21 protein-coding genes and 1 other RNA gene are annotated in these 24,668 nt (G+C 50.0%); 10 read left to right on the top strand and 12 right to left on the bottom strand.

Features of this window, described 5'->3' with window-relative positions:
* Positions 1-40 precede the first annotated feature (40 nt).
* From AC9UFE_RS01080 to rnpB, 5 genes are all read left to right on the top strand, one after another.
* On the top strand, positions 41-2,092 hold the full coding sequence (locus tag AC9UFE_RS01080; protein ID WP_509544897.1) for a cytosine permease: 2,052 nt from the start codon (positions 41-43) through the stop codon (positions 2,090-2,092).
* Between the two features lie 4 nt (positions 2,093-2,096).
* Positions 2,097-2,912: a Nif3-like dinuclear metal center hexameric protein gene (locus tag AC9UFE_RS01075; protein WP_509544894.1), complete on the top strand. Its 816-nt coding sequence runs from the start codon at positions 2,097-2,099 to the stop codon at positions 2,910-2,912.
* A complete protein-coding gene (locus tag AC9UFE_RS01070) occupies positions 2,912-3,628 on the top strand; it encodes a zinc ribbon domain-containing protein (RefSeq protein WP_509544891.1) in 717 nt (238 codons plus the stop codon). The genes AC9UFE_RS01075 and AC9UFE_RS01070 overlap by 1 nt, the downstream gene beginning before the upstream one ends.
* Positions 3,592-4,749, top strand: coding sequence for a bifunctional RNase H/acid phosphatase (locus AC9UFE_RS01065; protein ID WP_509544888.1), 1,158 nt, complete (start codon positions 3,592-3,594; stop codon positions 4,747-4,749). The genes AC9UFE_RS01070 and AC9UFE_RS01065 overlap by 37 nt, the downstream gene beginning before the upstream one ends.
* Positions 4,750-4,775: 26 nt before the next feature.
* Positions 4,776-5,124: RNase P RNA component class A (gene rnpB / locus AC9UFE_RS01060), an RNA gene on the top strand.
* Position 5,125: 1 nt separating this feature from the next.
* On the opposite strand, the gene ppgK is transcribed toward rnpB, so the two are convergent.
* Positions 5,126-5,881, bottom strand: coding sequence for a polyphosphate--glucose phosphotransferase (gene ppgK, locus AC9UFE_RS01055; protein WP_509544885.1), 756 nt, complete (start codon positions 5,879-5,881; stop codon positions 5,126-5,128).
* A gap of 12 nt (positions 5,882-5,893) precedes the next feature.
* On the bottom strand, positions 5,894-6,763 hold the full coding sequence (gene map, locus AC9UFE_RS01050) for a type I methionyl aminopeptidase (protein WP_509544882.1): 870 nt from the start codon (positions 6,761-6,763) through the stop codon (positions 5,894-5,896).
* A gap of 52 nt (positions 6,764-6,815) precedes the next feature.
* On the opposite strand from map, the gene AC9UFE_RS01045 reads away from it, so the two are divergent.
* Positions 6,816-6,995 (top strand): SPOR domain-containing protein, encoded by a 180-nt coding sequence (locus AC9UFE_RS01045; RefSeq protein WP_509544879.1) that lies wholly within the window; start codon positions 6,816-6,818, stop codon positions 6,993-6,995.
* Here AC9UFE_RS01045 and panB read toward each other — a convergent pair.
* On the bottom strand, positions 6,992-7,801 hold the full coding sequence (gene panB, locus AC9UFE_RS01040; RefSeq protein ID WP_509544877.1) for a 3-methyl-2-oxobutanoate hydroxymethyltransferase: 810 nt from the start codon (positions 7,799-7,801) through the stop codon (positions 6,992-6,994). The genes AC9UFE_RS01045 and panB overlap by 4 nt on opposite strands.
* 8 nt (positions 7,802-7,809) lie before the next feature.
* Entirely contained in the window at positions 7,810-9,453 is a 1,644-nt protein-coding gene (locus tag AC9UFE_RS01035) for an NAD+ synthase (protein ID WP_509544875.1), read from the bottom strand.
* 38 nt (positions 9,454-9,491) lie between these two features.
* On the opposite strand from AC9UFE_RS01035, the gene glnA (AC9UFE_RS01030) reads away from it, so the two are divergent.
* A complete protein-coding gene (gene glnA, locus AC9UFE_RS01030) occupies positions 9,492-10,829 on the top strand; it encodes a type I glutamate--ammonia ligase (RefSeq protein WP_509544872.1) in 1,338 nt (445 codons plus the stop codon).
* 6 nt (positions 10,830-10,835) lie between these two features.
* A complete protein-coding gene (locus AC9UFE_RS01025; RefSeq protein ID WP_509544869.1) occupies positions 10,836-13,787 on the top strand; it encodes a bifunctional [glutamine synthetase] adenylyltransferase/[glutamine synthetase]-adenylyl-L-tyrosine phosphorylase in 2,952 nt (983 codons plus the stop codon).
* Here the strand turns inward: AC9UFE_RS01025 and glnA (AC9UFE_RS01020) are convergent.
* The 4 genes from glnA (AC9UFE_RS01020) to lipB form a co-directional block, all read right to left on the bottom strand.
* Positions 13,784-15,208, bottom strand: a complete 1,425-nt coding sequence (gene glnA / locus AC9UFE_RS01020) for a type I glutamate--ammonia ligase (protein WP_509544866.1) — start codon at positions 15,206-15,208, stop codon at positions 13,784-13,786. The genes AC9UFE_RS01025 and glnA (AC9UFE_RS01020) overlap by 4 nt on opposite strands.
* A gap of 90 nt (positions 15,209-15,298) precedes the next feature.
* Positions 15,299-16,000, bottom strand: coding sequence for a DUF4191 family protein (locus tag AC9UFE_RS01015; RefSeq protein ID WP_509544863.1), 702 nt, complete (start codon positions 15,998-16,000; stop codon positions 15,299-15,301).
* 14 nt (positions 16,001-16,014) lie between these two features.
* On the bottom strand, positions 16,015-17,022 hold the full coding sequence (lipA, locus tag AC9UFE_RS01010; RefSeq protein ID WP_509544861.1) for a lipoyl synthase: 1,008 nt from the start codon (positions 17,020-17,022) through the stop codon (positions 16,015-16,017).
* A complete protein-coding gene (gene lipB / locus AC9UFE_RS01005; RefSeq protein ID WP_509544858.1) occupies positions 17,019-17,654 on the bottom strand; it encodes a lipoyl(octanoyl) transferase LipB in 636 nt (211 codons plus the stop codon). Before lipB ends, lipA begins: the two co-directional genes overlap by 4 nt.
* 87 nt (positions 17,655-17,741) lie before the next feature.
* Between lipB and AC9UFE_RS01000 the strand changes: the two genes are divergently transcribed.
* Entirely contained in the window at positions 17,742-18,458 is a 717-nt protein-coding gene (locus AC9UFE_RS01000; RefSeq protein ID WP_509544855.1) for a hypothetical protein, read from the top strand.
* On the opposite strand, the gene AC9UFE_RS00995 is transcribed toward AC9UFE_RS01000, so the two are convergent.
* Genes AC9UFE_RS00995 through AC9UFE_RS00985 form a run of 3 tightly spaced genes read right to left on the bottom strand, consistent with a single transcriptional unit; the run spans position 18,455 to position 22,824 of the window.
* Complete coding sequence (locus AC9UFE_RS00995; protein ID WP_509544852.1) at positions 18,455-19,879, bottom strand: 2-oxo acid dehydrogenase subunit E2; 1,425 nt, start codon at positions 19,877-19,879, stop codon at positions 18,455-18,457. The genes AC9UFE_RS01000 and AC9UFE_RS00995 overlap by 4 nt on opposite strands.
* Before the next feature lie 31 nt (positions 19,880-19,910).
* Complete coding sequence (gene lpdA, locus AC9UFE_RS00990) at positions 19,911-21,290, bottom strand: dihydrolipoyl dehydrogenase (protein ID WP_509544849.1); 1,380 nt, start codon at positions 21,288-21,290, stop codon at positions 19,911-19,913.
* Positions 21,291-21,348: 58 nt separating this feature from the next.
* Entirely contained in the window at positions 21,349-22,824 is a 1,476-nt protein-coding gene (locus AC9UFE_RS00985; protein WP_509544846.1) for a leucyl aminopeptidase, read from the bottom strand.
* Positions 22,825-22,854: 30 nt separating this feature from the next.
* Between AC9UFE_RS00985 and AC9UFE_RS00980 the strand changes: the two genes are divergently transcribed.
* The gene (locus AC9UFE_RS00980; protein ID WP_509544843.1) at positions 22,855-23,775 is read left to right on the top strand and encodes a proteasome assembly chaperone family protein; all 921 of its coding nucleotides are present in this window, start codon (positions 22,855-22,857) and stop codon (positions 23,773-23,775) included.
* On the opposite strand, the gene AC9UFE_RS00975 is transcribed toward AC9UFE_RS00980, so the two are convergent.
* A complete protein-coding gene (locus AC9UFE_RS00975) occupies positions 23,764-24,603 on the bottom strand; it encodes an SDR family NAD(P)-dependent oxidoreductase (protein ID WP_509544840.1) in 840 nt (279 codons plus the stop codon). The two genes, AC9UFE_RS00980 and AC9UFE_RS00975, sit on opposite strands and share 12 nt — an antisense overlap.
* Positions 24,604-24,668: the final 65 nt, after the last annotated feature.

Genomic DNA, 24,668 nt, shown 5'->3' with positions numbered 1-24,668 from the left:
CAGATAGCGACCCAGGATAGCCCGGCGTTAGGATTTGGTCATGGAATCTCCAACACCACCAACTCCTCGCTCGATGTCAGATGACGAGCTAAACGCCGAGGTCATGAGATTACAGTCTCAACCGGATGGCCTAATGGCTGCTATGGCTCTTATCGAAGCCCAAAATCTATTGAGGCAGCAAGATTCCTTCGCTTACTCGCAGTGGCAACTGCAAGCGCAAATGCAAGCCGCCTCTGCTCCCGCTGATCTTCGCGAGCCGGAGCCTCAAGCCGCTGAACCGGATCCAATTATTGCCCCCGCCGCCCCACCGGTAGTTAACCCAGTGGCAGTCGCGCCAGCTGTTTCCCCAGTGCCGGCGATAGCGCAAGAGGCCAGTGTCGATGAAATCGTTGCGGCTCTAAACAGGAACTATGTCAATGCTGGAACCAACGAAGACAATTTTGAAAACGAAGTTTCCGCTCCATTGTCGCCACCAGTGCCAGCCTTAGCACCTGCAAGCAAACAAATCAGTTTCGATCAGCTAATTTCCGGTGAAGAAGAATCACTAGCCGACGTGTCACCCAATCCAACAGAAACTCCTGTTCAGACGGAGCTCGCTGAGGATGAAGACGAAAATCAGGTTATTGGGGTAAGTAGAACTAGAAAAGCCGCCGCACTCAGTTGGTCATGGATCTCGATAGCTTCTTCGCCTCTAGTTTTGGTATTAGCTGCTTTCCTTAAGGAATCTGGCGCGTCTTTGGCGCAGTCACTTGTTGTGATTGCTGGGCTCATTGTCATGACAGCTGTTCTGGCTGGAATTGGATCTGTTGCTGCTAAGCGCGGCTCCAGCCCAATAGCAGTGGTATCTAGAGCTGCATTTGGAGTTTGGGGTAACGTCTTCCCGGCAATTGCCATGTTGCTTGTAAAAGTTATTTGGTCAATTGCACTACTTATCTTTGGTGCGAGAATTATGTCTCCGCTGATGTCTATACAGCCTTGGTTTACAGCTATTAGTGCGCAGTTTGTATTTCCGGCTGAATTCACGGCATTGATGCTAACTGCGATTCCGATGGTTCTAATTGCTTCATTGATTGCCGGTTTCGGTGGTATTGCCATGCTTCGAGCTCAGCAGTTGGCCGGAGCCTTCTCGTTAGTTGGAATTGTTGGAATTGGTTACTTTGTCCTCTCTGCCAACTCGATACTGGACTTGCAGCAGGGTGAATTACTGGGCGCACCTTCACTTATAGATCTAGCGATTTTCTGTTTTGTGCTGTTCGGCTTCACCGTTTTCTCGCAAAGCGGTGACTTTGCCAGGAAGCTGCCGGTCGAGACTCCTGGTGCGAAGGTGTTCTTCCTTTCTTTTGTGTCAACGCTGTTTATTCCTCTTGCGGTTGGAGTGATGGGAGTGTTGTGGATCTTCATGGCGGAAGAAAGCTTTGGGCTGCTGCTAACCGACCAATTGATTCCAACAATGGCTGCCGCAGCTCCTATTTGGGTCTTTATTGGCTTGGTAGTTGCGGTTGGGCTTTCCGTGCTGCAGCTTTTGGCAAACTCGGTCTATTCACTGGCTGGTGCTCTAGCTTCAACCGGGGCAAAACTTCCGGGTGCGGTCGCTGTTTTGTTGCTTTCCATACTCTTGCTCGCCGGAACCTTGGTTTCCAGCGTGCTGCTGGCAACCTCATCCGCGTTGGCTCTACTAGTTGAATTGCTAATCCTAGTTTCGGTGGTCGCTGCCTCATACACCGGAATCGTGGTTGCCGACGCCTTGATACGCTCACGTGATTACCACGAGGTTTCGCTGACTCGGGACTACGGTTTCTACGGTCGATTCAACTTTGTTAACTTGATCGGTTTCATTTTGGCTATAGCGCTTGGTTTTGGTTATCTGAATGGAGCAGGAATACTTTCTTTCTGGGCTGGCTATTTGGGCGATTTCACCCCAGCTATCTTCGATGTCGCTGGTTCCAACATTGGAATTGCAATGGCCTTCGGTCTTGCTATCTTGTTTCCGGTTCTGTTTGGAATTCCACGAATTAGAAAACAGGAAATTAAGCTCGCGGAGTTGGATGAGCGCCGAGAGGAACTCAAGGAATACCTAGACACGGCTAACTAGTCATATGACAGTAAAGCTATCTGACCTTCTTTCGGTATTCGAAACCCTCTGGCCGCAATCCGGTGCAGACGAATGGGATCAAGTAGGGCTTGCTTGTGGGTCTGCAGACCAGCAAGTCAGTAAAGTTCTTTTCTGTGTAGACCCAACACTGGCTGTTTTGCAAGAAGCTAAAGCCAAGCAGTGCCAACTAATTGTTTCTCACCACCCCCTCCTTCTAGAGGGCGTGCACACTGTCGCTGAAGGCGAGCTAAAAGGCGACATCCTGTCTTATGCCATTACCAATTCAATTGCTCTGTTCTCCGCACACACCAATGCCGACATTGTCGCCGGCGGAGTATCTGATGTCTTGGCGAGCAAGATTGGTATCAAGACTTGCGTTCCGCTAGTTGCCACCTCAAATGATGCAGGCCACGGCAGAATTGGCACTCTAGACCAACCATTAAAAGTGCGAGAACTCGCCCAAAGAATTAGTGATTTTTTGCCTGCCACCCACGCTCCTATTCGAGTAGCTGGAGACACTAATGAGAAAGTTTCTAGAGTTGCCGTGGTTGGTGGCTCAGGAGCTAGCTTTCTTCCAGATGCGATTAAAGCAGGTGCAGAGTGTTTTGTGACAAGCGATCTAAAACATCACGTGAGCTTAGATGCAGTAAGTGACAAGACTCTTTCTATCTGCCTAATTGACATCTCCCACTTCGCGGCAGAAAGCCTCTGGCTCGCTCCGGCTGCGGCGCAACTTAACAAGCTTGTGGCTGGTGTGGATTTTGTGGTTAGTGAAATAACTACAGACCCATGGTCGCTAACTATTCCAGGGAAGCTCTAATGATCGCGAGCCTAACTGATCAAAAACAGCTGCTGGCCATCGCGGCTCACGATGTCGAGCTTGCAAAAATTTCAAATTCCCGAAAGCAAGCCCAGGCAGAAGCTGCGCTTGAGGCCGCTTCGGCTGAAACTTTGCGGCTGTCCGATTCTCTGATTGATGCCAGAAATGCCGTTGGTGATCTTGAGATGGAGCTAGCAAGAGCTGAGGCTGATCTTGAGCTAGTCGCTAATCGGATCGCTAAGGATAAGCAGTTACTAACTTCGACTAGTTCATCCAAAGACGCACAGGGAATTGAGCACGAACTGGCCACTTTAGGTACCAGGAAAAGTGAGCTCGAAGATGCTCAGCTACAGATCATGGAACTTTTGGAGGGCGCTCAGCAAGTTCATGAAAATCTAAAGCAAGAAAAACACTTGGCCGACGCAAACCTGGCAGCGTTGCAGGAGAAAATCTCCTCTGAGCTGGCGGATCTTGGATCTTTGGCCGAGACAGTTCACACCGAGCGCAATAGTGCTGTTTCTAGCATCGATCAAGAGCTTGCAGCTGCTTACGAGAGAAAATACAGTCGCGGAGTCGCAGTTGGAAGATTGACCGGCAGAGATTGTGGAGCTTGCAGGCTCTCCATTACGGCAACAAGCTTTGAGGAGCTCATGGCGCTGCCAGCTGAAGAACTAGCCGAATGTCCAAACTGCCAAGCCTTCCTGGTGCGCACATGAAACTAATTATTGAAGCCGACGGTGGTTCAAGGGGTAATCCTGGAATGAGCGGAGCTGGAGCGGTCGTTATCGACGCGGCAACTGGCAACATTGTTCGAGAGATATCGCAGGCCGTAGGAATAGCAACCAACAACGTTGCTGAGTATTCAGCGCTGATCTTTGCTCTTGAGGCAGCTTTCGAGATTGATCCTGCTGCAGAAATTGTGGTTCGGATGGACTCCAAACTTGTTGTCGAGCAGATGAGCGGTCGCTGGAAGATCAAACATCCAGACATGCTTTCCTTAGGGGCAAGAGTTCAGCAGCTCATTGCAGGAAAAGATGTTGAGTTTGTATGGATTCCGAGAGAGCAGAATGTTTTGGCCGACGCACTTGCCAATAAGGCTATGGATGGTGAACCAGCCCCAACTGCTGCCGCGGGCGAGTTCAATCACGTTGCACCCTCATCGATTCGCGCACCACAATCTTCGGTATCTCAGGCCACGACTTTAATAATGGTCAGACACGGTAGGACTGCACTAACTGAAGGTCGAAAGATCTCTGGGGGAGACGGGGAGAACCCAGACCTTTCGGATCTTGGAAACAAAGACGCTATTGAGGTTGCAATTGAGCTAGCTAGGGTTGGAAGTTCGGGAGCGTTTAGCTTTCTAGAAAAGCCAGCTGCAGTTATTCATTCGCCCATTAAGCGCGCTACCCAAACCGCTACCAAGATTGCTCAGAAGTTAGGCGCTGAGCAAGTTGAGCTCGCTGACCTTAGGGAAATTGGCTTTGGTGATTGGGATGGATTAACCAACGAAGAGTTGTTCGTAGGTCACGAGGAGCACTATCAGCGCTGGCGCGGGTCTTACGAGGTTGCCCCACCGAACGGGGAATCACTAAAGGATTTTGATGTTCGGGTGAATCGAAGCCTAGATTTCATACTTGAGAATTTTGCTGGCAAGACGGTAGTGGTGGTTGCACACGTGATGCCAATTAGGGGGCTGCTTCGAATTGCAAACGATGCCTCGGTTGCTGGCTTTTGGCGGGTAGATCTTGGCCCTGCTTCGATTTCGATTGCACGATTCTGGGGCCGTGAGGGCGCCGAGGTAGTCTGCGTGAATTCAACTTCGCATTTATCTTCTTGACCACGCTGGCTAGACTTGTCACTGGATGGGTCGGCAAGACGGTCGCGGCAGTTTACTGACGAGGAACGTCCGGGCTCCAAAGAGCAAAATGGTGGGTAACGCCCACCCGGGGTAACCCGAGAGATAGTGCAACAGAAAGCAAACCGCCGAGCAATCGGTAAGGGTGAAACGGTGGTGTAAGAGACCACCAGCGATTCAAGTGATTGAATCGGCTAGGTAAACCTCATTTGGAGCAAGACCAAACAGTGAACGCTTGAGGGCTGCTCGCTCAAGTTCACGGGTAGGTCGCTTGAGACGTTGGGCAACCAACGTCCTAGATAGATGATCGTCACTTTGCAAAAAGTACAAAACCCGGCGTAATAGCCGGCCCATCCACTTAATCCTTGCTGTGGTGCTTCGCAGCAAAGTATGCGGCACCAATGATGCCAGCGTTGTTCTTAGATTTTGCTGTAACTATTTCAACATCGGATTCAATCATGTGTACAAAACTGCCGTGGTCCTTCGAAACCCCTCCGCCGATGATAATCAGGTCAGGGTAGAACAACCGGTTCAGCCGATCGAAGTACTTAGAAAGAACCTGGGACCATTGCTCAAAACTGAGGTTGTCTCGTTCTTTGGCTGAATAGGCAGCCTTTGTCTCGTAGTCGACTCCGTCGATTTCGATGTGCCCAAGTTCGGTATTTGGGATCAACTTACCGTTCATAAACAGTGCGGTACCGATACCGGTACCTAACGTGCACATCAAAACAAGACCCTTACGGTCTTGACCGGCACCGAATTTAATCTCAGCAACCCCGGCGGCATCCGCATCGTTTAGCAAAACGACCTCAGTACCAAGTGCTTTAGAAAATAACTTCGCAGCTTTCAGACCAATCCATTCGTCGGAGACATTTGCGGCAGAAAGAGTGACGCCATTTTTTACAGGCGCCGGGAAGCATATTCCAATTGGAGTATCTTTTGGTGCGTCGATCTGTTTGACAAGTTTTACTACTAGCTCGACAACACTGGCTGGCTTTCCTCCATCAGGGGTGTCAAAACGAATTCGTTCTGTAGCTAGCTCGCCTTTTTTGAGATTAACCAACGCTCCTTTGATACCGGTTCCACCGATATCTATGCCAATTGCGTTTTTCATAACTTTCCCATTTTAGGGCAGTGTCAGAATCTGGGCTCCAGATTCGGTCACAACCAAAGTGTGTTCAAACTGCGCGGTGATTGATTTGTCCTTGGTGGCAACAGTCCAGCCATCTGGCCACATGTCCCACTCGTGAGTACCCAGCGTGAGCATCGGCTCAATGGTGAAAACCATCCCTACTTCCATGGTGTTTGAATAGAGCGGTGCCGCGTCGTAGTGGGGGATAACTAGTCCGGAATGGAACGCTTCGCCAATACCGTGACCGGTGAAGTCTCGAACAACTCCGTAGTTGAACCGCTTAGCGTAGGACTCGATTGTTCTTCCAATTACGTTGATTGGGCGCCCTGGCATCACCGCGGCAATTGCCCGGTCGAGTGACTCTTTGGTTCGGTCAACAAGCAAAGATACTTCTTCGGAAACATTGCCAACTTTGAATGTTTGATTACTGTCCCCGTGGAAGCCATCCAGATAGGCGGTCACGTCGATGTTTACAATGTCGCCGTCTTGAATCTCTAGGTCGTCAGGGATTCCGTGACAAATGATTTCATTTACTGATGTGCAGCAAGACTTTGGAAAGCCGCGGTAGCCCAAAGTCGAAGGATAAGCCCCATTTGAGATCAAAAAATCGTGCACGATAACATCGAGCTCATTTGTACTCATGCCGACAATGATGCTGTTTCCAGCTAGCTCTATAGCTTGTGCAGCGAGCTTTCCAGCAGTTCGGATCTTTTCTACCTGCTCTGGATTTTTGACATGGCCACCGGTCCATTCGGCCGGCGCTTTCTTTCCGACGTACTCTGGCCTGATTATGCTTTTGGGCACCGAGAGGGCTTTTGACACCACTCCAGGCGTTAGTGATCCAGAGACTTTGTCGCGAGGCATTTTTCCATTCTATTCAACGCTCCCCGCTAGGCTCACTTCATAGGAGGCAATAATGTCTGAAGAGTCAAAGTACTGGTTCAACATAAAAACCAAACAAGTTGAATTTGGTTTGAAGAGTTCTTCGCTTGATCGAATTGGCCCTTTTGAGACTAAGCAGCAAGCCGCTAACGCCGAAGAGATTGTTAGATCGCGGGCCAGTAAATGGCTTGAGGATGAAGAGCTCGAAGACTAGCTATCGAAGGAGTGTTCCTTGCCTGGAAACTCACCAGATAGAACCTCAGCACGATAGCTACTTGCCGCCTTCGCAAGATCGGTTCTTAGGTCAGCGAACTTCTTTACAAACTTCCTGTTGCCGCTAGAAAGTCCCGCAAAGTCCTGCCAGACCAGAATCTGCCCATCAGTGGAGTTACCAGCTCCGATACCAATAGTTGGCACCGCAAGCTTGTTTGTTAGATCTTTGGCCAGATCAGATGGCACCATTTCAAGAACTATTGCGAAAACCCCGGCCTCTTGCAAAGCCAATGCGTCCTTTTCCAGGTTCGCGGCGTCTTCCCCTCTGCCTTGAACTTTGAAACCACCAAGAGCGTGAACCGACTGCGGGGTAAAGCCAAGGTGGCCCATCACGGGTATGCCCGCGGCAACAATTGCCTTGACCTGTGGGGCGCGATCTAATCCACCCTCGAGCTTTACAGCCTCCGCTCCAGATCGCTTCATGATTGAAATTGCGTTCTCTAGAGCCTGAGTTGGAGATACCTCATAAGAACCAAAGGGCATGTCAACTACTACCAGGGCTCGCTTTACCGAAGAGCTCACGCCTTTTCCAAAGCTGATCATCTCGTCAATAGTTACCTCGAGGGTGCTGTCGTGACCCAGCACAGTGTTACCCGCAGAGTCTCCGACCAAGATCACTTCAATTCCGGCTTGATCAAATATCTCGGCTGTAGTGGCGTCGTAGCTAGTGAGGCAGGAAAACTTTGTTCCAGAGGTTTTTAGTTCAGCTAGCGAACTTGTTCGCACCTTTTTAATTTCGCTTGCCACGATATCTCCTAGATAGACCAACGGGTAATTGGAACTCTTCGTTCCCGCCCAAAGGCAAGTTTAGTAATTCTTGGACCTATCGCACTTTGCCGTCTCTTCCATTCCGAAGCGCTTACTAGGGCAATAACCGACTCAACGGTTGAAGCATCCAAACCTTCGGCAATGATTTCTGACTGAGACATCCGCTGTTCGACGTGCAGCTCAAGGATGCGATCTAGCACCGCATACTCGGGCAGAGAATCTTGATCTAGTTGATCCGGTCGCAATTCAGCAGAAGGTGGTTTGGAGATTGAAGACTCGGGAATTGGTGGAGTTTCACTATTTTGGGTAGCGAGCTCGTTGCGATATTTTGCAAGACCCCAAACAAGTGTCTTTTGAACATCTTTTATTGGCGCATATCCGCCTGCTGCGTCGCCATAGATTGTTGAATAACCAACCGCAAGCTCGGTCTTGTTGCCAGTAGATAGCAGCAGGTGTCCATCGGAGTTCGACTTTGCCATCAGAATAACCGCTCTGATTCTGGCTTGCAGATTTTCTGCGGCGAGGCCCTCAAGTGAAAGGTTGTCAACGAACTGCTCCACGAAGGGCTCAATTGGTTCGGTCGAATACACAAGACCGGTGTTTTTTGCTAATTTGGCCGCATCAGACAGCGAATGCTCTGATGAATACTTGCTAGGCAGCGATACTCCAAAGACATTTTTGGCGCCAATGGCGTCAACCGCGATTGCAGCGCAGACAGCTGAATCTATTCCACCAGAAAGACCAAGTACGACTGACTTGAATCCATTCTTTTGAACGTAATCACGAACTCCAAGAACTAAAGCATTCCAAACTTGGGCTAGGTCACCTTGGGTTTTGGTTGATTCGCTCACTGCCTTGATTGCGCTCTTGTTCTGGATCTCGAGAACAATAAGATCTGTCTCGAATTGCCTTGCCCTGGCAATTTCTCTACCGCTGGCATCTACGAGGAAGCTGTTGCCGTCAAAAACCAAATCGTCCTGCCCGCCAACTAAGTTGACGTAGGCAACAGCAGTGGATTGCTTGGCGGCTAAATCCTGCACCAATTCAAGCCTGGTGTCGGTTTTTGACCTTTCAAAAGGGGATCCATTGAGCACCAGGGTGAGATCAACTTTATGGCTTGCGATTTGGGAAACCGGACCGCCTGCTTGCCAAATGTCCTCGCAAATCACGGTTGCAAAACGAAGCCCATGAATTTCAAAGGTTAGTAGCTGATCTCCCGGAACGAACACTCGATATTCATCAAACACTGAGTAGTTCGGGAGGTGATGCTTGGCATAGCTCGCTTCGACCTTGCCTTCAAAAATCAAGCTCGCGCAGTTTTGCCCAATGGCCCAAGACGTGGGGTTCTTGGCAAGTGCCGGATGGCCAACAACCACTCGAATATGACCGTGGCCGCGTTTTGCCAGTTCTTGTGCGAGGTTCTCCAGGGCCTTACCGGAGTCCTTTAGGAAGTCTTTACTGAGGGCTAGATCCTCAATTGGGTAACCAGTTAGTGCCAACTCTGGAAACAGCACCAAGTTTGAACCTAGGTCTTGAGCCTGCTGCACTTTTTCAAGAATCTTTGCGCTATTTCCTGCAAGGTCACCCACAGTTGGGTTTATCTGGGCCATGGCTAGGCGAAGAGCGGGCATAAGTATTAGCCTAGTAGCAGGCAAGGAAGAGGTTTTTCATGGATAAGCAGCGCGATTTTGTGCTCCGGACAATCGAAGAGCGAGGCGTTAAGTTCGTTCGTCTTTGGTTCACTGACGTCGCTGGAACTCTAAAGATGGTTGCCGTTGCACCTGCCGAGGTCGAAGGTGCTTTCGCCGAAGGCTTGGGTTTTGATGGCTCAGCAATTGAGGGACTCTCTAGAGCTTACGAAGCCGACATGCTGGCAGCTCCAGATCCATCAACTTTCCAGATTCTTCCGTGGCGAGGAGACGTTGACCCAACCGCCAGAATGTTCTGCGACATTATGACCCCAGATGGACAGCCAGCAGCAGCTGACCCAAGAAATGTTTTGCGCAGGGCTCTAGCTAAAGCCAGCGATCTTGGCTTCTCTTTTTACATTCACCCTGAGATTGAGTTCTATCTTCTAAAGTCCTCGCAGATTGGACCGGAGGGTCCAATTCCTGTTGACAACGCTGGTTACTTCGACAACGTTCCAGGTGGCACAGCGCACAACTTCCGAAGAAGAGCTGTAACCATGCTCGAGCAGCTTGGCATTTCAGTTGAGTTCAGCCACCACGAAGGTGGACCTGGTCAAAACGAAATCGACCTACGCTACGCAGATGCGCTCACCATGGCAGATAACATCATGACCTTTAGAACTGTTATCAAGGAAGTTGCCATCGAGCAGGGCGTTTATGCCACCTTCATGCCAAAGCCTTTCACTGAGCATCCAGGATCTGGAATGCACACTCACATGTCACTATTCGAAGGTGACACTAACGCGTTCTTCGACGCCAGCGGTCAGTATCGCTTGTCTAAGGTTGGCCGTCAGTTCATGGCAGGACTATTGCGACATGCTCCAGAAATCACGGCGGTTACCAACCAGTATGTGAATTCTTATAAGCGTCTTTGGGGTGGCGGCGAAGCTCCAAGCTTTGTTTGCTGGGGCCACAACAACCGTTCAGCCTTGATTCGTGTTCCGCTATACAAGCCAGACAAGGGGCAGTCTTCTCGCATTGAGTATCGAGCAATCGATTCAGCAGCGAACCCATACCTTGCCTACGCTTTGCTGCTAGCAGCTGGACTCAAGGGTATTGAAAAAGAGTATGAGCTACCTGCTGAGACCGAAGACAATGTTTGGAATTTAACCGACTCCGAACGCCGCGCTATGGGAATCGAACCCCTGCCACAGTCCCTCGATCACGCCATTAGAAAGTTTGAAGAGTCAGAACTTGCAGCAGAAACTCTCGGTGAGCAAGTATTTAGCCACATGCTTGCTAACAAGAGAGCGGAGTGGGCTGCATACAGAACTCAGGTAACCCCATTTGAACTAAAGCGGAATCTAGAAACTCTTTAGTAGCTAATGGCCCTAAAGCGCAGCACCGGATTATCTGAGCTTGCTGGATCTGGCTTTATCGATCTTGATCAAGCTCAGCAGAAACTCTCGATTCTTTCCAACCAATTAGTTCTTAGCGAATCATCACTTCTTGACCCGATCGGTAGTACCCAGGATCCAGACCTGTGCCTCGAGTTCCTTGTTCGGCTAACCAGGGATAACACCCCAAAGATCAAGTCAATCTCAGCCAATAAACCCGCTTTTGGGCGTTTATGCAAAGTTCTTGGCGCTTCAGCTGGGCTCTTTGAGTTTCTGTCGCGCGAGCCAGCCGAACTCGAACTCTTTATGCAAGAGCCAGCGCTACCTACAGCTCACTCATCTCTTGCGTCTCTCACCAAAGCAGCAAGTAGCGTTTCGGCAATTCGCGTTGCCTATAGGCAGCAGCTACTAAAAACTGCAATCTTTGACGTAAACGCTCAAGATCCCGCTGGCCAAATCGGAGCCGTTGCCGAAGCGCTTGCAGATTTGGCAGCTGCTGCAATAGAAGCGGGACTTATTCTTGCTAGGACAGAACTATCTGATCAGGCGAACCCGACTCACTATCCAGCACAGGATCTAGCCAATACCCGGATTGCTGTTATTGGTATGGGTAAGTGTGGTGCGAGGGAGTTGAACTACATCTCTGACGTCGATGTCATTTATGTTGCTGAACCTGCTTCTAGCGAAATCGAAACCGATAGGGCCCTTGAGATTGCGACCAAGGTTTGCAGTCGGATGATGCGAATTATGGACCAGCCTGATTCGGAACCAGCACTTTGGCAAGTAGATGCCAACTTGCGACCTGAGGGTAAAGCGGGTGCTTTAGTTAGATCTTTGGATTCGCATAAAACATATTACGAGCGCTGGGCTGAGAGCTGGGAGTTTCAGGCTCTTTTGAAAGCAAGGCCAATTGCTGGAGACGCCGAGCTGGGTGGGAAATACTTGGCCGTTACCCAACCAAAGGTTTGGGAATCTACAGCCCGAGATAACTTTGTCGAATCAGTTCAGCGCATGAGACAGCTTGTAACCGACAACATTCCAAACAACGAAGTTGATGCGCAAATAAAGCTTGGCCCGGGAGGTCTGCGAGATATTGAGTTCACTGTTCAGTTACTGCAATTAGTTCACGGAAGAACTGATAGCTCGCTTCGCAAAAAAGACACCCTCGGGGCAATAGAGGCTTTGGCAACTGGCGGATACATCGCCAGAGAAGATGGGAAGCGCTTTAGCGATCACTATCGCTTCCTCAGGCTGCTCGAGCACCGAATTCAGCTCAGTCAGCTAAGACGTACCCATCTGATGCCAGGTGATGAGCGCTCCAGAAGAGCAATTGCACGGGCACTGTCATTGGAGCTAAGCGCTGTGAAGCTAGTTCAAAGATGGGAAGCGGTAAAGCTAGAAGTTCGCGATTTACACCAACAGCTTTTCTATAGGCCACTACTAAGCGCGGTCTCAGGACTCAGTCAAGAAGATCTTGAGCTTACAAGCGCTCAGGCCCAGGATCGACTCGGTGCAATTGGTTTTCAAGATACCCAAAGCGCTCTTTCGCACATCACCGCGTTGACCTCTGGCCTGTCAAGGCGCGCATCTATTCAAAGACAGCTTCTTCCAGTGTTGCTGCAGTGGTTCGCCGAGGGCACAGACCCCGATGCTGCACTCTTGGCTTTTAGAAGACTGAGCGAAGATCTAGGAGAGTCGCACTGGTACCTTCGAATGCTTCGTGACTCCTCAGGAGCCGCCAAGCGCATGACGCAAGTGTTTTCAACGAGCCGCTTAGCAACTTCATTGTTTGAGCGCATGCCAGAAGCAGCTGCCTGGTTTGAACGCGAAGAAGAGCTCGTGCCACAAAAAATGGAGCAGTTACTTACCCAGTTCCAAGCCATTATTTCCCGGCATGAAGATCCGGATTTGGCTGCAGCCAGCATCAAGGCAATTAGGAGGAAAGAGACTCTCAGGGTAGCAATTGGATTTGTTGTCGGCTCACTCGATCTTGATGCAACCTCAAAAGGCCTATCTGATCTCACAGAGGCATATCTTGTGAGCATGCAAGCTCTTGCCACTGACGCGATGCGTGAAAAGCTCGAGACCCTGAGCCAGGAACTTGCAATTGTTGCCATGGGTCGGTTTGGCGGAGCAGAGCTTGGTTTTGGCTCCGATGCTGATGTGATGTTTGTATACAAACCCACGGTTGACGATGTGAACATCGCGCAAACTGAGGCCCAAGAGCTGGTTTCTGAAATTCGTAGGCTCTGCTCTGATCAAATTCTTGAGTTCGAACTGGATTTGGATCTTCGACCAGAAGGCAAGAACGGCCCCATTGTTAGATCGATTGACTCCTACGCCAGCTACTACAAACGTTGGGCTGGAACTTGGGAATCTCAAGCCCTGCTTCGAGCACGAGTTATTTCTGGAGAAGATTCAGTTAAGAACGAGTTTGTAGCTCTGATTGATCACTATCGCTATCCAGAACAAATTGAAGCGGCTGCAGTAGTTGAGATAAGGAGAATCAAAGCCAGGGTAGAAGTCGAAAGGCTTCCGCTCGGCGCTGACCCAGCAAGGCATCTAAAGCTTGGCCGGGGGTCTATTAGCGATGTCGAGTGGTTAGTGCAACTTCTTCAACTGAAGCACGGATGTTCAAACACGAGCCTACAAACGCCTCACACCCTGCAAGCTCTTGAGCAGCTGGAAATTGCAGGATTCGTTCAGGCATCCGATGCAATTGTGCTCAAGCAGGCTTGGCAGCTATCTTCCGCGATTCGCTCTGCCGTGATGTTAGCGCAAAACAAGCGAACTGATGTCTTACCAACCGACCGTCAGCAACTCGAATCTGTTGCCAGATTGCTTGAGTATCCTCGTGGTGGGGCAGGAGCTTTAGAGCAGGATTACCTAGCCACCACTCGAAGAGCTAGAGCTGTGTTCGAGAAACTTTTTTACGACTAAACGCCGTAGTAAAGCTCGAACTCGTAAGGGTGTGGACGAAGTGCCAAAGGAGCTATTTCCTTTTCTCTCTTGTAAGAGATCCAGGTTTCAATTAGATCCTTGGTAAATACGTCACCCTCAAGCAGGTAGTCATGATCTGCCTCTAGCGCCTTTAGAACCTCTTCAAGAGTTCCTGGAACCTGGGGAATCAACTTGGCTTCTTCTGGTGGCAGCTCGTAGAGATCTTTATCTACTGGCTCGTGTGGCTCAGTTCGGTTCTTGATTCCATCAAGACCGGCCATAAGCATGGCAGCGAAAGCAAGATATGGGTTCGATGATGCATCAGGAGCTCGGAACTCAATGCGCTTGGCCTTTGGGTTCGTTCCAGTAAGTGGAATACGAATTGCAGCCGATCTGTTTCCAGCTGAGTAAACAAGGTTTACCGGAGCTTCAAAGCCAGGTACAAGGCGGTGGTAGGAGTTAACGCTCGGGTTTGTAAAGGCAAGCAAGCTTGGCGCGTGCTTTAGGATTCCACCGATGTACCAGCGAGCCATGTCGCTTAGGCCACCGTAACCGCTTTCGTCGTAGAACAGTGGCTTGCCATCTTTCCATAGTGACTGATGAACGTGCATACCTGAACCATTGTCACCAAATAGCGGCTTTGGCATAAAGGTTGCAGTCTTGCCAAATGAATGAGCAACATTTTTCACAATGTATTTGAACTTCAAGATGTCATCGCCGGCGCGAAGCAAAGTGTCAAAGCGGTAGTTGATTTCGCCCTGACCTGCAGTACCTACTTCGTGATGGCTTCTTTCAACAGATAGTCCTGCTGCTTCTAGCTCTAGTACGATCTGGTCGCGAATGTCTGCGTGCTGATCAACAGGAGACACAGGGAAGTAGCCGCCCTTGTATGGAGTCTTATTGGCTAAGTTTCCGCCTGCTTCTTCACGACCTGAGTTCCAGGCAGCTTCTGAGCTGTCGATGAAGTGGTAAGCGGTGTTGGCTTTTACTTCGTAACGAACATCGTCAAAGATGAAAAATTCTGCTTCTGGGGCAAAATACGCCGTGTCGGCAATGCCGGTAGTTGAAAGATAGGCCTGAGCCTTCTTGGCAACCTGACGTGGGTCACGGCTGTAGATTTCACCAGTTCTTGGGTTGTAGATGTCAAAAACCATGTTCAAAGTCTTTTCAACGCGGAACGCGTCCAGAAAAGCTGTAGTTACATCAGGAATTAGTTGCATGTCTGATTCATGAATTGAAGCAAAACCTCTAATTGATGAACCGTCAAAGAGCTGACCGTCGATGAAGAACTGCTCATCAATCATGGCCGCTGGAAGGTTGAAGTGCTGCTGAACACCAGGCAAATCAGTGAAGCGAACGTCTAGAAACTTTACGTCGTGGTCTTTGATGTACTTGACTACTTCTGCGGCGGTTTTGAACATTAGGGTTCCCTTCAAATCAACTGGTTATAGACAAATCTTAGCTAGCTAGATGTTTCAAACAGTTTTTGAAATGTTTCGGGAATGTAAAATCTACATTCTCCGGCCGGCACGAATCCGGTTCGGGTCAATTCCTTTAGGAATAGGGATGTTCAGGCCAAGTCCGGCGAGTCTCTTATTAACCACGGAGATCTCAGCTCGGCTGAGGGTCTTTTTGAGCTTGTAAATGGCCTTGGTCAAGGCGTAAAGCGGGACCGATCCTGGCTGTTCGTTAACGGAAAGCACCGACACGGTGACCCCTGGAATAGCCCTAGAGACCTTGCGCTTCTCGTCTTCAACAATTTGCCGTAGACGAGCAGAGTTACCCTCGGCAATCAAAACAACCCCAGCCTTACCAACAGCTCGGTAAACGGCATCTCTTGATTTGGGGTCAACGGCAACCGGCATTTCACTGGTTGAATATCCGCGCTTTAGCGTTGAGCTAATAACTGCCGCGACAGCTCCTGGCTGTCCAGAAATTCTCATGAATGCCGCTCGCTCTGCTCTTCTGGAAAGCACACTCAATGTCAGAAGCAGAGAGAACAAGATAGTGGAAATAGACCATAGGAAGATCGAAAGTGGCTGGTCCATAAAGAAGAGCAGGATTGCGACAATACCAATTGCCATTGGTCCAACAAAAGAAAGTATTCCTAGTGGAACAAAGTTCTTATCTGCCTTGGCAGTTAGCTTATAGACCTGTAACAGTTGCTTGATTTTGCCTGGCTCTCTTTTAATCTTCGGCTTTTTCTCTGCCATCATTTCCTTACTTGTTATGCAACGGCCTGCGAGAAGCCATCTTTTGCTGCTGCTTCTGCCAGGTGTTGGAGATTCTCTGGAACCGGAAGTCCCTTTTTGTTCATAGATTGAGCCCATAGCCTACCCGCGCGATAGGAAGACCTAACCAGGGGACCACTAAGCACACCCAAGTAGCCAAGTTTCTCCGCTTCATTTTTGAGCTCAACAAACTCCTGCGGCTTTACCCAGCGCGAAACTGGATGATGTTTTGGAGTTGGTCGCAAATACTGGGTAATGGTCAAGATGTCGGTTCCGGCATCGTAAAGATCCTTCATAGCTTGAGAAATTTCTTCAATGGTTTCACCCATTCCAAGAATCAAGTTTGACTTAGTAACAAGGCCGTAGTTTCTGGCTTGAGTAATTACATCAAGTGACCTCTCGTAACTAAAGGCAGGGCGTATCTCCTTGAAGATACGAGGTACAGTCTCGACGTTATGCGCAAATACTTCTGGCTTGGCGTCAAAAACTTTCTTTAGAAGAAGTGGGTTACCTGAGAAGTCCGGAACCAAGATCTCAACACCGGTACCAGGAGACTTCTTGTGAATTTGCTTGATTGTCTCGGCATAGAGCCAAGCACCCTCATCTGGAAGATCATCTCTTGCAACACCGGTAACAGTCGCGTAGCGAAGTTGCATTTGCTTTACAGAAACCGCAACTCTCCTAGGCTCATCAGGATCGAATGCCACTGGCTTACCGGTGTCAATCTGGCAGAAGTCGCAACGCCTCGTGCACTGCGAGCCACCGATCAGGAAAGTGGCTTCGCGGTCTTCCCAGCATTCATATATGTTCGGGCAGCCTGCTTCTTGGCAAACGGTGTTTAAATTCTCAGCCTTAACAAGTTTTTGCATGGCCTGATACTCAGGACCCATTTTTGCAACGGTTCTAATCCATTCGGGCTTACGTTCGATCGGGATAGCCGAGTTTCGAGCCTCGATGCGAAGCATCTTCTTGGCAGGCTTTTCACCCTGTTCTATCTGGCTCATAGGACAACTTTAGCAATGTCGGTAAGCCTGATCTTTACTCGCTCTGCAGCCATAGCTGGAGTGACCAAAGACCCCGTTAGCTCGGTAATCGAGCTAGTTCCAGCATCGTCAATCCCACAAGCCACGATGTGTTCGTAGGCTTCCATTGAGTTTGAACAGTTCAGGGCAAAGCCGTGCATCGCCACCCGTTCTGAAACCCTAATTCCAATGGCCGCAACCTTTAGGTGTGTGTCACCGGTAGGGGCCCAAACTCCAGAGCGCCCAGCTACCCGCTCGGTTGCTAATCCAAAATCAGCACAAACATCAATTAGCACTTGCTCGAGAAAGCGTACGTAGCCCACGACATCAAAAGGTTCTGGAAGTTTCATAATCGGGTAGCCAACCAGTTGGCCGGGTCCATGCCAGGTGAGTTTTCCCCCGCGATCGACTTCGATGACCTCGGTGCCATCATCTGGGCGCTCAGAGTCCTCAGTTCTTTTCCCGGCTGTGTATACGCTGCTGTGTTCAAGCAAAATGACGGTGTCTGGCCTGGTCTTGGCAACTACTTCTTTATGGACCTCGCGCTGAAGCCGAAGCCCGTCGTTGTATCCAACGAAATCAGGATCGAAGCCTGCAACTAGAAATTCGGGCACCAATCAAGTCTAAGAGTTATCCCAAACCTTAGCCTCGGGTCTCAATTTCTAGCTGCAGCAAACTAGCGTCTAGGGATGCGTGCTTTGGTGTCTAGAAAACTGAATGCTTTGGGCTACTCAATAGGCCAGAAGCTCAAACTCCGAGGTGTGGAGGCCACTTGTCTGACAAACCCGCGAGGAGATTGTCTACTACTAGTTTTGAATGTCTTCTATGGACCGAGCTGGGTTCAAATTTTCAAATCTCTTGAGCATCTTGTTCCAAGACAGACGCTGATAACACTTGGTAATACCCCGGCCGTACTGATTCCAGACTCATCAGATGCCAGAGATCTCATCGGGAGCTTGTTTCAAATCGCGAATACCTCCCGCGGTAAGCAAGTACACCTCGAAGGGATTGGTTTCGTTGAGCTTGAGAGCAAACCGAAACCTGATCTAAAGCCTTTAGCCCTGCCGCTGGCCTCTATTGTTTGCGTAGTTGCCCTTGGAATCTTTTGGGGTGGTAGTCAACAAAAAAAGCAGAGTGTGGTTGCGGCTCCAGTTGCGGACACTTGCGTTGTCGATTTGAATCCAGCCGATTTCGAAAACTGGTTGAGCGAATCTTTGGACTACGAGGTAACACTTGGCGCAGGAATGGAGCTTCAAAGGCAAACCGAGTTAGGTCAACTGAACATTGTTGTTGAGAACACCATTGGTTCAGCTGCCAAGGTAACTGGTAAGGCGGTTTGCGCCGACGGCAGGGAGCGTTTGGTAAACCATCGCATTGACACCTCAGGAGAAGGTGCGGTTTTTGAACTGGGGGGTTAGATTCCCAGGTTTGCTTGGAAGTTAGCAGACTCTAGTCTTGCCTTCACGTCCACCAGGAACCTCGAAGCGTCCGCACCATCAATTAGACGGTGGTCGTAGCTAAGAGCTAGATAAACCATCGAGCGAATCGCGATTGACTCTTGTCCATCAGCTGTTGTGATTGCAACTGGTCTCTTCTGAACAACTCCAGTTCCCAAAATTGCAACCTGGGGCAAGAACACAACAGGAGTGTCAAACAATGCGCCACGGGAGCCGGTGTTGGTCAGCGTGAAGGTGCCGCCCATCATTTCATCCGGCTTTAGTTTGTTCTCGCGAGTGCGAGAAGCAAGGTCTGCGATCTGGGATGCGATTTGTGCAAGATTCAATGTTGCTGCGTCTCTAATGACCGGGGTAAGAAGTCCACGCTCAGTGTCAACCGCGAAGCTGATGTTCTCGGTTGGGTGGTAGTTGATCATTTCGCCCTCAATAGAAGCGTTTAGCTTCGGGTGAGACCTAAGAGCCTCTGCTGCCGCCAGGAAGAAAAACGGCATGAAGTTCAGTTTTGTTCCAGTTGCTGCAAGGAACGCTGGCTGCACTACCTTACGCATTTCGGCAATTCGTGACACATCAACTTCAACCACGGTTGTTAGCTGAGCCGAGGAAACCATGGAAGCTACTGCGCGCTCCGCAAGCACTTTTCTTAGCCTTGACATAGGCTCTGTGGTTCCGCGCTGGGCACTAACTGGTGCCGGCACGTGCGCGGCCGCAGGAGAAGACATTGCTTGTGAAGAGCCGGCTGTTGCGGACATCACATCTTCTTTTCGAATTCTTCCACCAACACCGGTGCCAACTACGCGAGTTAGATCCACTCCAGAATCTTGAGCGAGCTTTCGAACAAGCGGAGTCACATATCCTGCGTCCATAGATGGAGTAGCTGCAGTAGCTGCAGGTGCTGCAACCGGTGCAACCGGTGCAACCGGGGTCGCGGGCACTACCGGTGTAACAGGAACAACTGGAGTAACGGGAGCAGCCGGTGTGTAAATCATTGGTGTAGCTACTGGTGTTACAACCGGTGGTGCAACTGGGGGAGCTACTGGCGCAGCCACAGGTGCTGGCGGTGCAACAGGTGGAGCAACGGGAGCTGCTGGTGCAACAGGAGGTGCAGCCGGTGCTTGCGCTACTGGCGCAGCTGCTGCCGCACCAGATCCGCCGGAAATGATTACTAGCACTGCGCCAACTTGGACTGTCTCGTCTTCTTGAACCAAAATCTGCTCGATAACACCAGCTACCGGTGAAGGAATCTCGGTGTCGACCTTGTCGGTTGATACTTCTACAAGTGGTTCGTCAACAGCGACTGAGTCTCCGACTTTTTTAAGCCATCTAGTTACTGTGCCTTCGGTTACTGATTCACCGAGGGCCGGTAGAACTACGGATTCGCTCATTTTCTAAACTCCTTGTGGGTATTTTCTAATTCTAAGCGTGGGCGTGCAGTGGCTTACCGGCAAGGGCTAGGTGAGCCTCTCCGATGGCCTCGTTCATGGTTGGGTGAGCGTGGACCAAGCTGGCAACATCTTCAGGATGTGCTTCCCAGTTCACGATCAGTTGGCCTTCACCGATTTGCTCTCCAACTCGAGAACCGATCATGTGGACACCGACAACAGGCCCGTTGTTTTGACGAACGAGCTTGATAAATCCAGCGGTCCCCAAAATGTTTGACTTTCCGTTACCGGCGAGGTTGTATTCGTAGGTCGAAACGTTCTCGGCGCCGAACTTTGCCTTGGCTTTTGCCTCAGACAATCCAACAGAGGCAATCTCAGGCTCGCAGTAAGTCACCTTTGGGATACCGTCTTCATCAATAACAGCTGGTGCTAATCCCGCGATGTCTTCAGCGATAAAAATACCCTGTTGGAATCCACGGTGTGCAAGTTGAACACCTGGAACGATATCTCCTGCTGCGTATACCCCTTGCAAGTTTGTTTGTAGACGATCATTGGTGATGACCCAGCCACGATCCATCGTGAGACCTTGCTCTTCGTATCCCAAACCGGCTGTGTTTGGTCCGCGACCAACCGCCACAAGCATCAGTTCGGCTTCCACGCGAGTGCCATCTTCCAGAACCGCAGTAACGGAAGTGTCGGTTTGCTCAACTCCTGAGAAGCGAACACCAAGTTTGTAATCGATGCCACGCTTGCGATAAGCGCGCTCAAGAGCCTTGGAAATTGATTCTTCTTCGTTTGGAACCAGGTGAGGAAGGCCTTCAATGATTGTTACCTCGGCACCGAATGAGCGCCAGATTGAAGCAAACTCAACACCAATTACTCCGCCACCAAGAACAATCACGCTTTTTGGAACAAAGTTCAGCTTGAGTGCATGATCAGAAGTAATTACTCTTCCGCCAATGTCTAGGCCTGGCAAAGTCTTGGAGTATGAACCGGTTGCTAGAACGAGATTTGTACCGGTGTAGGTATCACCGTTTACGGTGACAGTTTTTGGACCAGTTAGTCGGCCCTCGCCAGCAACCATAGTTATGTTCTTGCCAGCGCCCACCAACCCAGTAAGGCCTTTGAAAAGCTTGTCGACGATTGAATCGCGGTAAGCATTGACTTTTGGCATGTCGATTGAGCCGAAAGTAGCGTTTATGCCATAGGAGGCAGCCTCCCGGGTGTTGTCAGCAATCTCTGCTGAGTGAAGCAGAGCCTTGGTTGGAATACAACCGCGGTGGAGGCAGGTTCCACCAAGCTTGTCTTTTTCGATTAGGGCAACAGACTTACCTAGCTGGGCTGAGCGAAGAGCAGCTGCGTAACCGCCGCTTCCGCCACCAAGGATTACAACATCGAATGAGTTCTCAGACAAGGCAAATGCTCCTAGTTGTTGGATTCTTCTGGGGACTAGAAGAGTTTACTACTGTTGTCTAGTTTGCTAGGTCCCGCGCCAGCTGGATCAGAGTTCTCACGGTTACGCCGGTGGCTCCTTTTGGTGTGTGGCCATAGGCAGCGGAGTCGTTGTTTGCAGGCCCTGCAATATCAAGGTGTGCCCAGGCTGGCTTTTTTGCCTGGTCAGCGCCAACAAACTCCCTAAGGAACAAACCTCCGATTAGCATTCCACCGGCCCTGTTTCCAATTTTTACATTCGCTATATCTGCAATGTCGGAATCAAGCAGAGGTCTTAGCTCTTCCGGAAGCGGCATGTGCCAAACCAGCTCACCAACAGACTCTGAGGCTTTCTCAACCTTTTTGATTGCTGCCTCGTCTCCCATCAATCCCGCATACCTATTACCTAGAGCGATAGTGGCGGCACCGGTTAGGGTCGCCACGTCGATCAAGTAATCGGGGGATTCTTCAACGGCCATAGATAATCCGTCTGCAAGAACCAGTCGCCCTTCAGCGTCAGTGTTGAGAACCTCAACGGTCTTACCGTTTCTGATCTTGATAATGTCGTTTGGTCTGGTCGCCGAGCCAGAAGGCATGTTCTCCGCTAGGCAAAGCCAAGCGGTTGCCTTTACCTTTATACCCAGAGTCGCTATTGCCACCAGAGCTTGCATGACTGCAGCAGCACCAGTCATGTCGTATTTCATGCCAACCATTGACTCTGCAGGCTTGAGGGAAAGCCCTCCGGTGTCAAACGTGATTCCTTTGCCCACTAGGGCCAACGAGGTCTTTGCACCAGCAGGCTTGTATTCCAACTTCACAAGTCGCGGAGGCCGGGACGATCCTTTACCTACGGCATGGATTCCGCCAAGGCCTGCTGTGACAAGATCCTTTTCTTCCCAAACGGTTACCTTGATCGGCAGACCTTTGGATGCCTTCTTGGCTTGCTGGGTCATCACCTCAGGGTATAAATCATTTGCTGGTTGATTCACCAGGTCGCGACAGGCGTGCACGGCTGTAACAACCGTTTCAATCGCTGAAAGCTCCGCTGCCTTCGGTTTTGATTTAGAGACAATCGTTAGCTTGGACAGGCTGCGCTTAACTGGCTCTGACTTGTAGTTTTGAAAGTCATAGTTGCCAAGCAAGAAGCCCTCAAATAGTGCCAAAGTTTCGGTAGCCGATTTCACTGGAACATCGAGCACCACGTGTTCGGATCCACCTAACTCGCGAGCGGCGACTCCAGCTACAAACCTTAGCGAGTCAAGGTCTGGCGAGGCCCCTAAACCAATCAGAAGAACAACGCTCGAACTTGGCCCGGAAAACTTTGAGGTCTTGCCCAACGCTGAACTCACTCCAAGAGATTCCAAGTTGATGGAAGCTAGGAATTTGGCATCAAGACTGGATTTGGCAAGTGCTGACTTTGCCCCATCCGCTTTTACACCTATTACATAGGCAGTCGATTTTGAAGCGGCTGGGGAAGTTTCGCTAATGGCGTGCTTTAGTTTTGTCATGTTGACCATGATAATCGAGACATTGCTTAGGATTGATTCATGTCATCCGAGCCCATCTATCACTTCGAGCCTGATCACCAAGAGATCCCAGCCGGCCTGCACTTGATTGCCGGATTGACTGGATTCACTGATGCAGGTGGGGTTCTAAACCAATTTTCAGAGCACATCTTTGCAAATCTTGATTCTTCGCAGGTGCTGCACTTTGATAACGACGAGTTGCTTGATTACAGGTCCAGGAGACCTGTGATGTTCTTCGAGAAAGACCACATCGAAGATTACGAGCCAGCAAGTTTGGCGCTTTATCTAGTGCATGACGAGGTGAACCAGCCATTTTTGTTTCTGCATGGATACGAGCCAGATTTTCGATGGGACGCATTTACGGATGCGGTTCTAAGGCTAATTAAGCGCCTTCAGGTCAAAGACGTGACCTGGTTGCATTCGATTCCTTTCCCAATTCCTCACACCAGAGAAACAGGTGTCACAGTTTCTGGAAACCGTATGGACATCGTGAACCAGCTTTCCGAATGGAAACCTCAAACTCAGGTTCCAGGCAATGTCTTACATCTTCTGGAGTTCAAAGTTGCCAAGACTGGCCTCCCAATTGTCGGCTACGTATTGTTGTGTCCGCACTACTTGGCCGACAACGACTTCCCGCAAGCTGCGGTTTCTGCCTTTGAGTTAGTTTCTTCCTCAACTGGTTTAGTATTTCCAACCGATGACCTTCGAGACGACGGCACAGAGTTTCTTACCAAGTTGAACGATCAGATTTCAGAGAACGCAGAATTGCAGAAAATGATTTCCACCTTGGAGCAGGGTTACCAAAATGAAGTGACTGGGCCATCAAGAGCTCCAATTAGAAAACCTTCAGTTAAGTTGCCAAACGCGGAAGAAATCGCTGCAGAGCTTGAGGGTTATCTGGCTTCTCGCCAAAGAAACAAGCCCGACGAATCAAACGACTAGATTTTTTCCGGAAAGTTTTTCCAGAATTTGCCAGTTATGCCTGAGTTCTTCTTGCGTCAGCCTTGATGGAATCTTGGCCGAAGCAGAATCTCCCCAAAGCTCGAAATATTTTGGACCTAGGTACGACCCACCTGGATTTTTCATGTTAGAGGCAGCTTCAACTATTGGTCTCGCACCGGCTTTTGCCGACTGAGCAAGAAACGACTCAAAGAACCTAGTGGTCTTGGGGCCATAGGGCTCTGCTCTTGCAAAACCTGGATGAGCAGCTAAAGATGAAAATGAATTCGAGCCAAGAAGATTTTCCAGCTCCAGGGCAAAAGCAAGGTTTGCAAGTTTGCTCGCGCTATAGCTCATCCCTGCTTGGTAGTTATCTCTTGAACCCGCAGGCCCGAGTTTTTTGGGCGCAACTCTTGCAATGATCGAAGCTACGGAAACCACTCGAGAATTCTCTGCGCGGTGTTTTAGTAGATCCATCGTCAGTGCAAAATGGCCGACGGCGTTGACTCCGAAGTGGTATTCGACTCCAAAATCTGTCTCGGAGTAATTAGAAAGTATCTTTGCTCCGGCATTGTTTACCAGCACGTCCCATGCACCATAGCTGGCGCTGTAGTTAGAAACAAAGCTGTTGATTGATTCCATGGACGAGAGATCAAGTTCCAGCATCGAGGCCATGGCCATTGGGTTGGCGTTAGTGATTCGAGCAACAGCCTCATTACCCTTGGAAGCGCTTCGACTAGTAATAAGAACTTGGTATCCCTTGGATGCCAAGGCTGTGGCAGTTTCAAAACCCAGCCCAGTATTGGCCCCCGTGATGATCGCTAATGGCATGTGTCTAAGGCTAGAACAGGAATAGATCAGCCCAAACCAAGGTTCTAGCTAGTCCAGGGTGCCGT

The sequence above is a fragment of the Rhodoluna sp. genome (assembly GCF_044239955.1).
Lineage (GTDB): Bacteria > Actinomycetota > Actinomycetes > Actinomycetales > Microbacteriaceae > Rhodoluna.
Note: the sequence above shows the minus strand (reverse complement) of the source record. Positions and strands in the feature narration are given on the sequence as shown.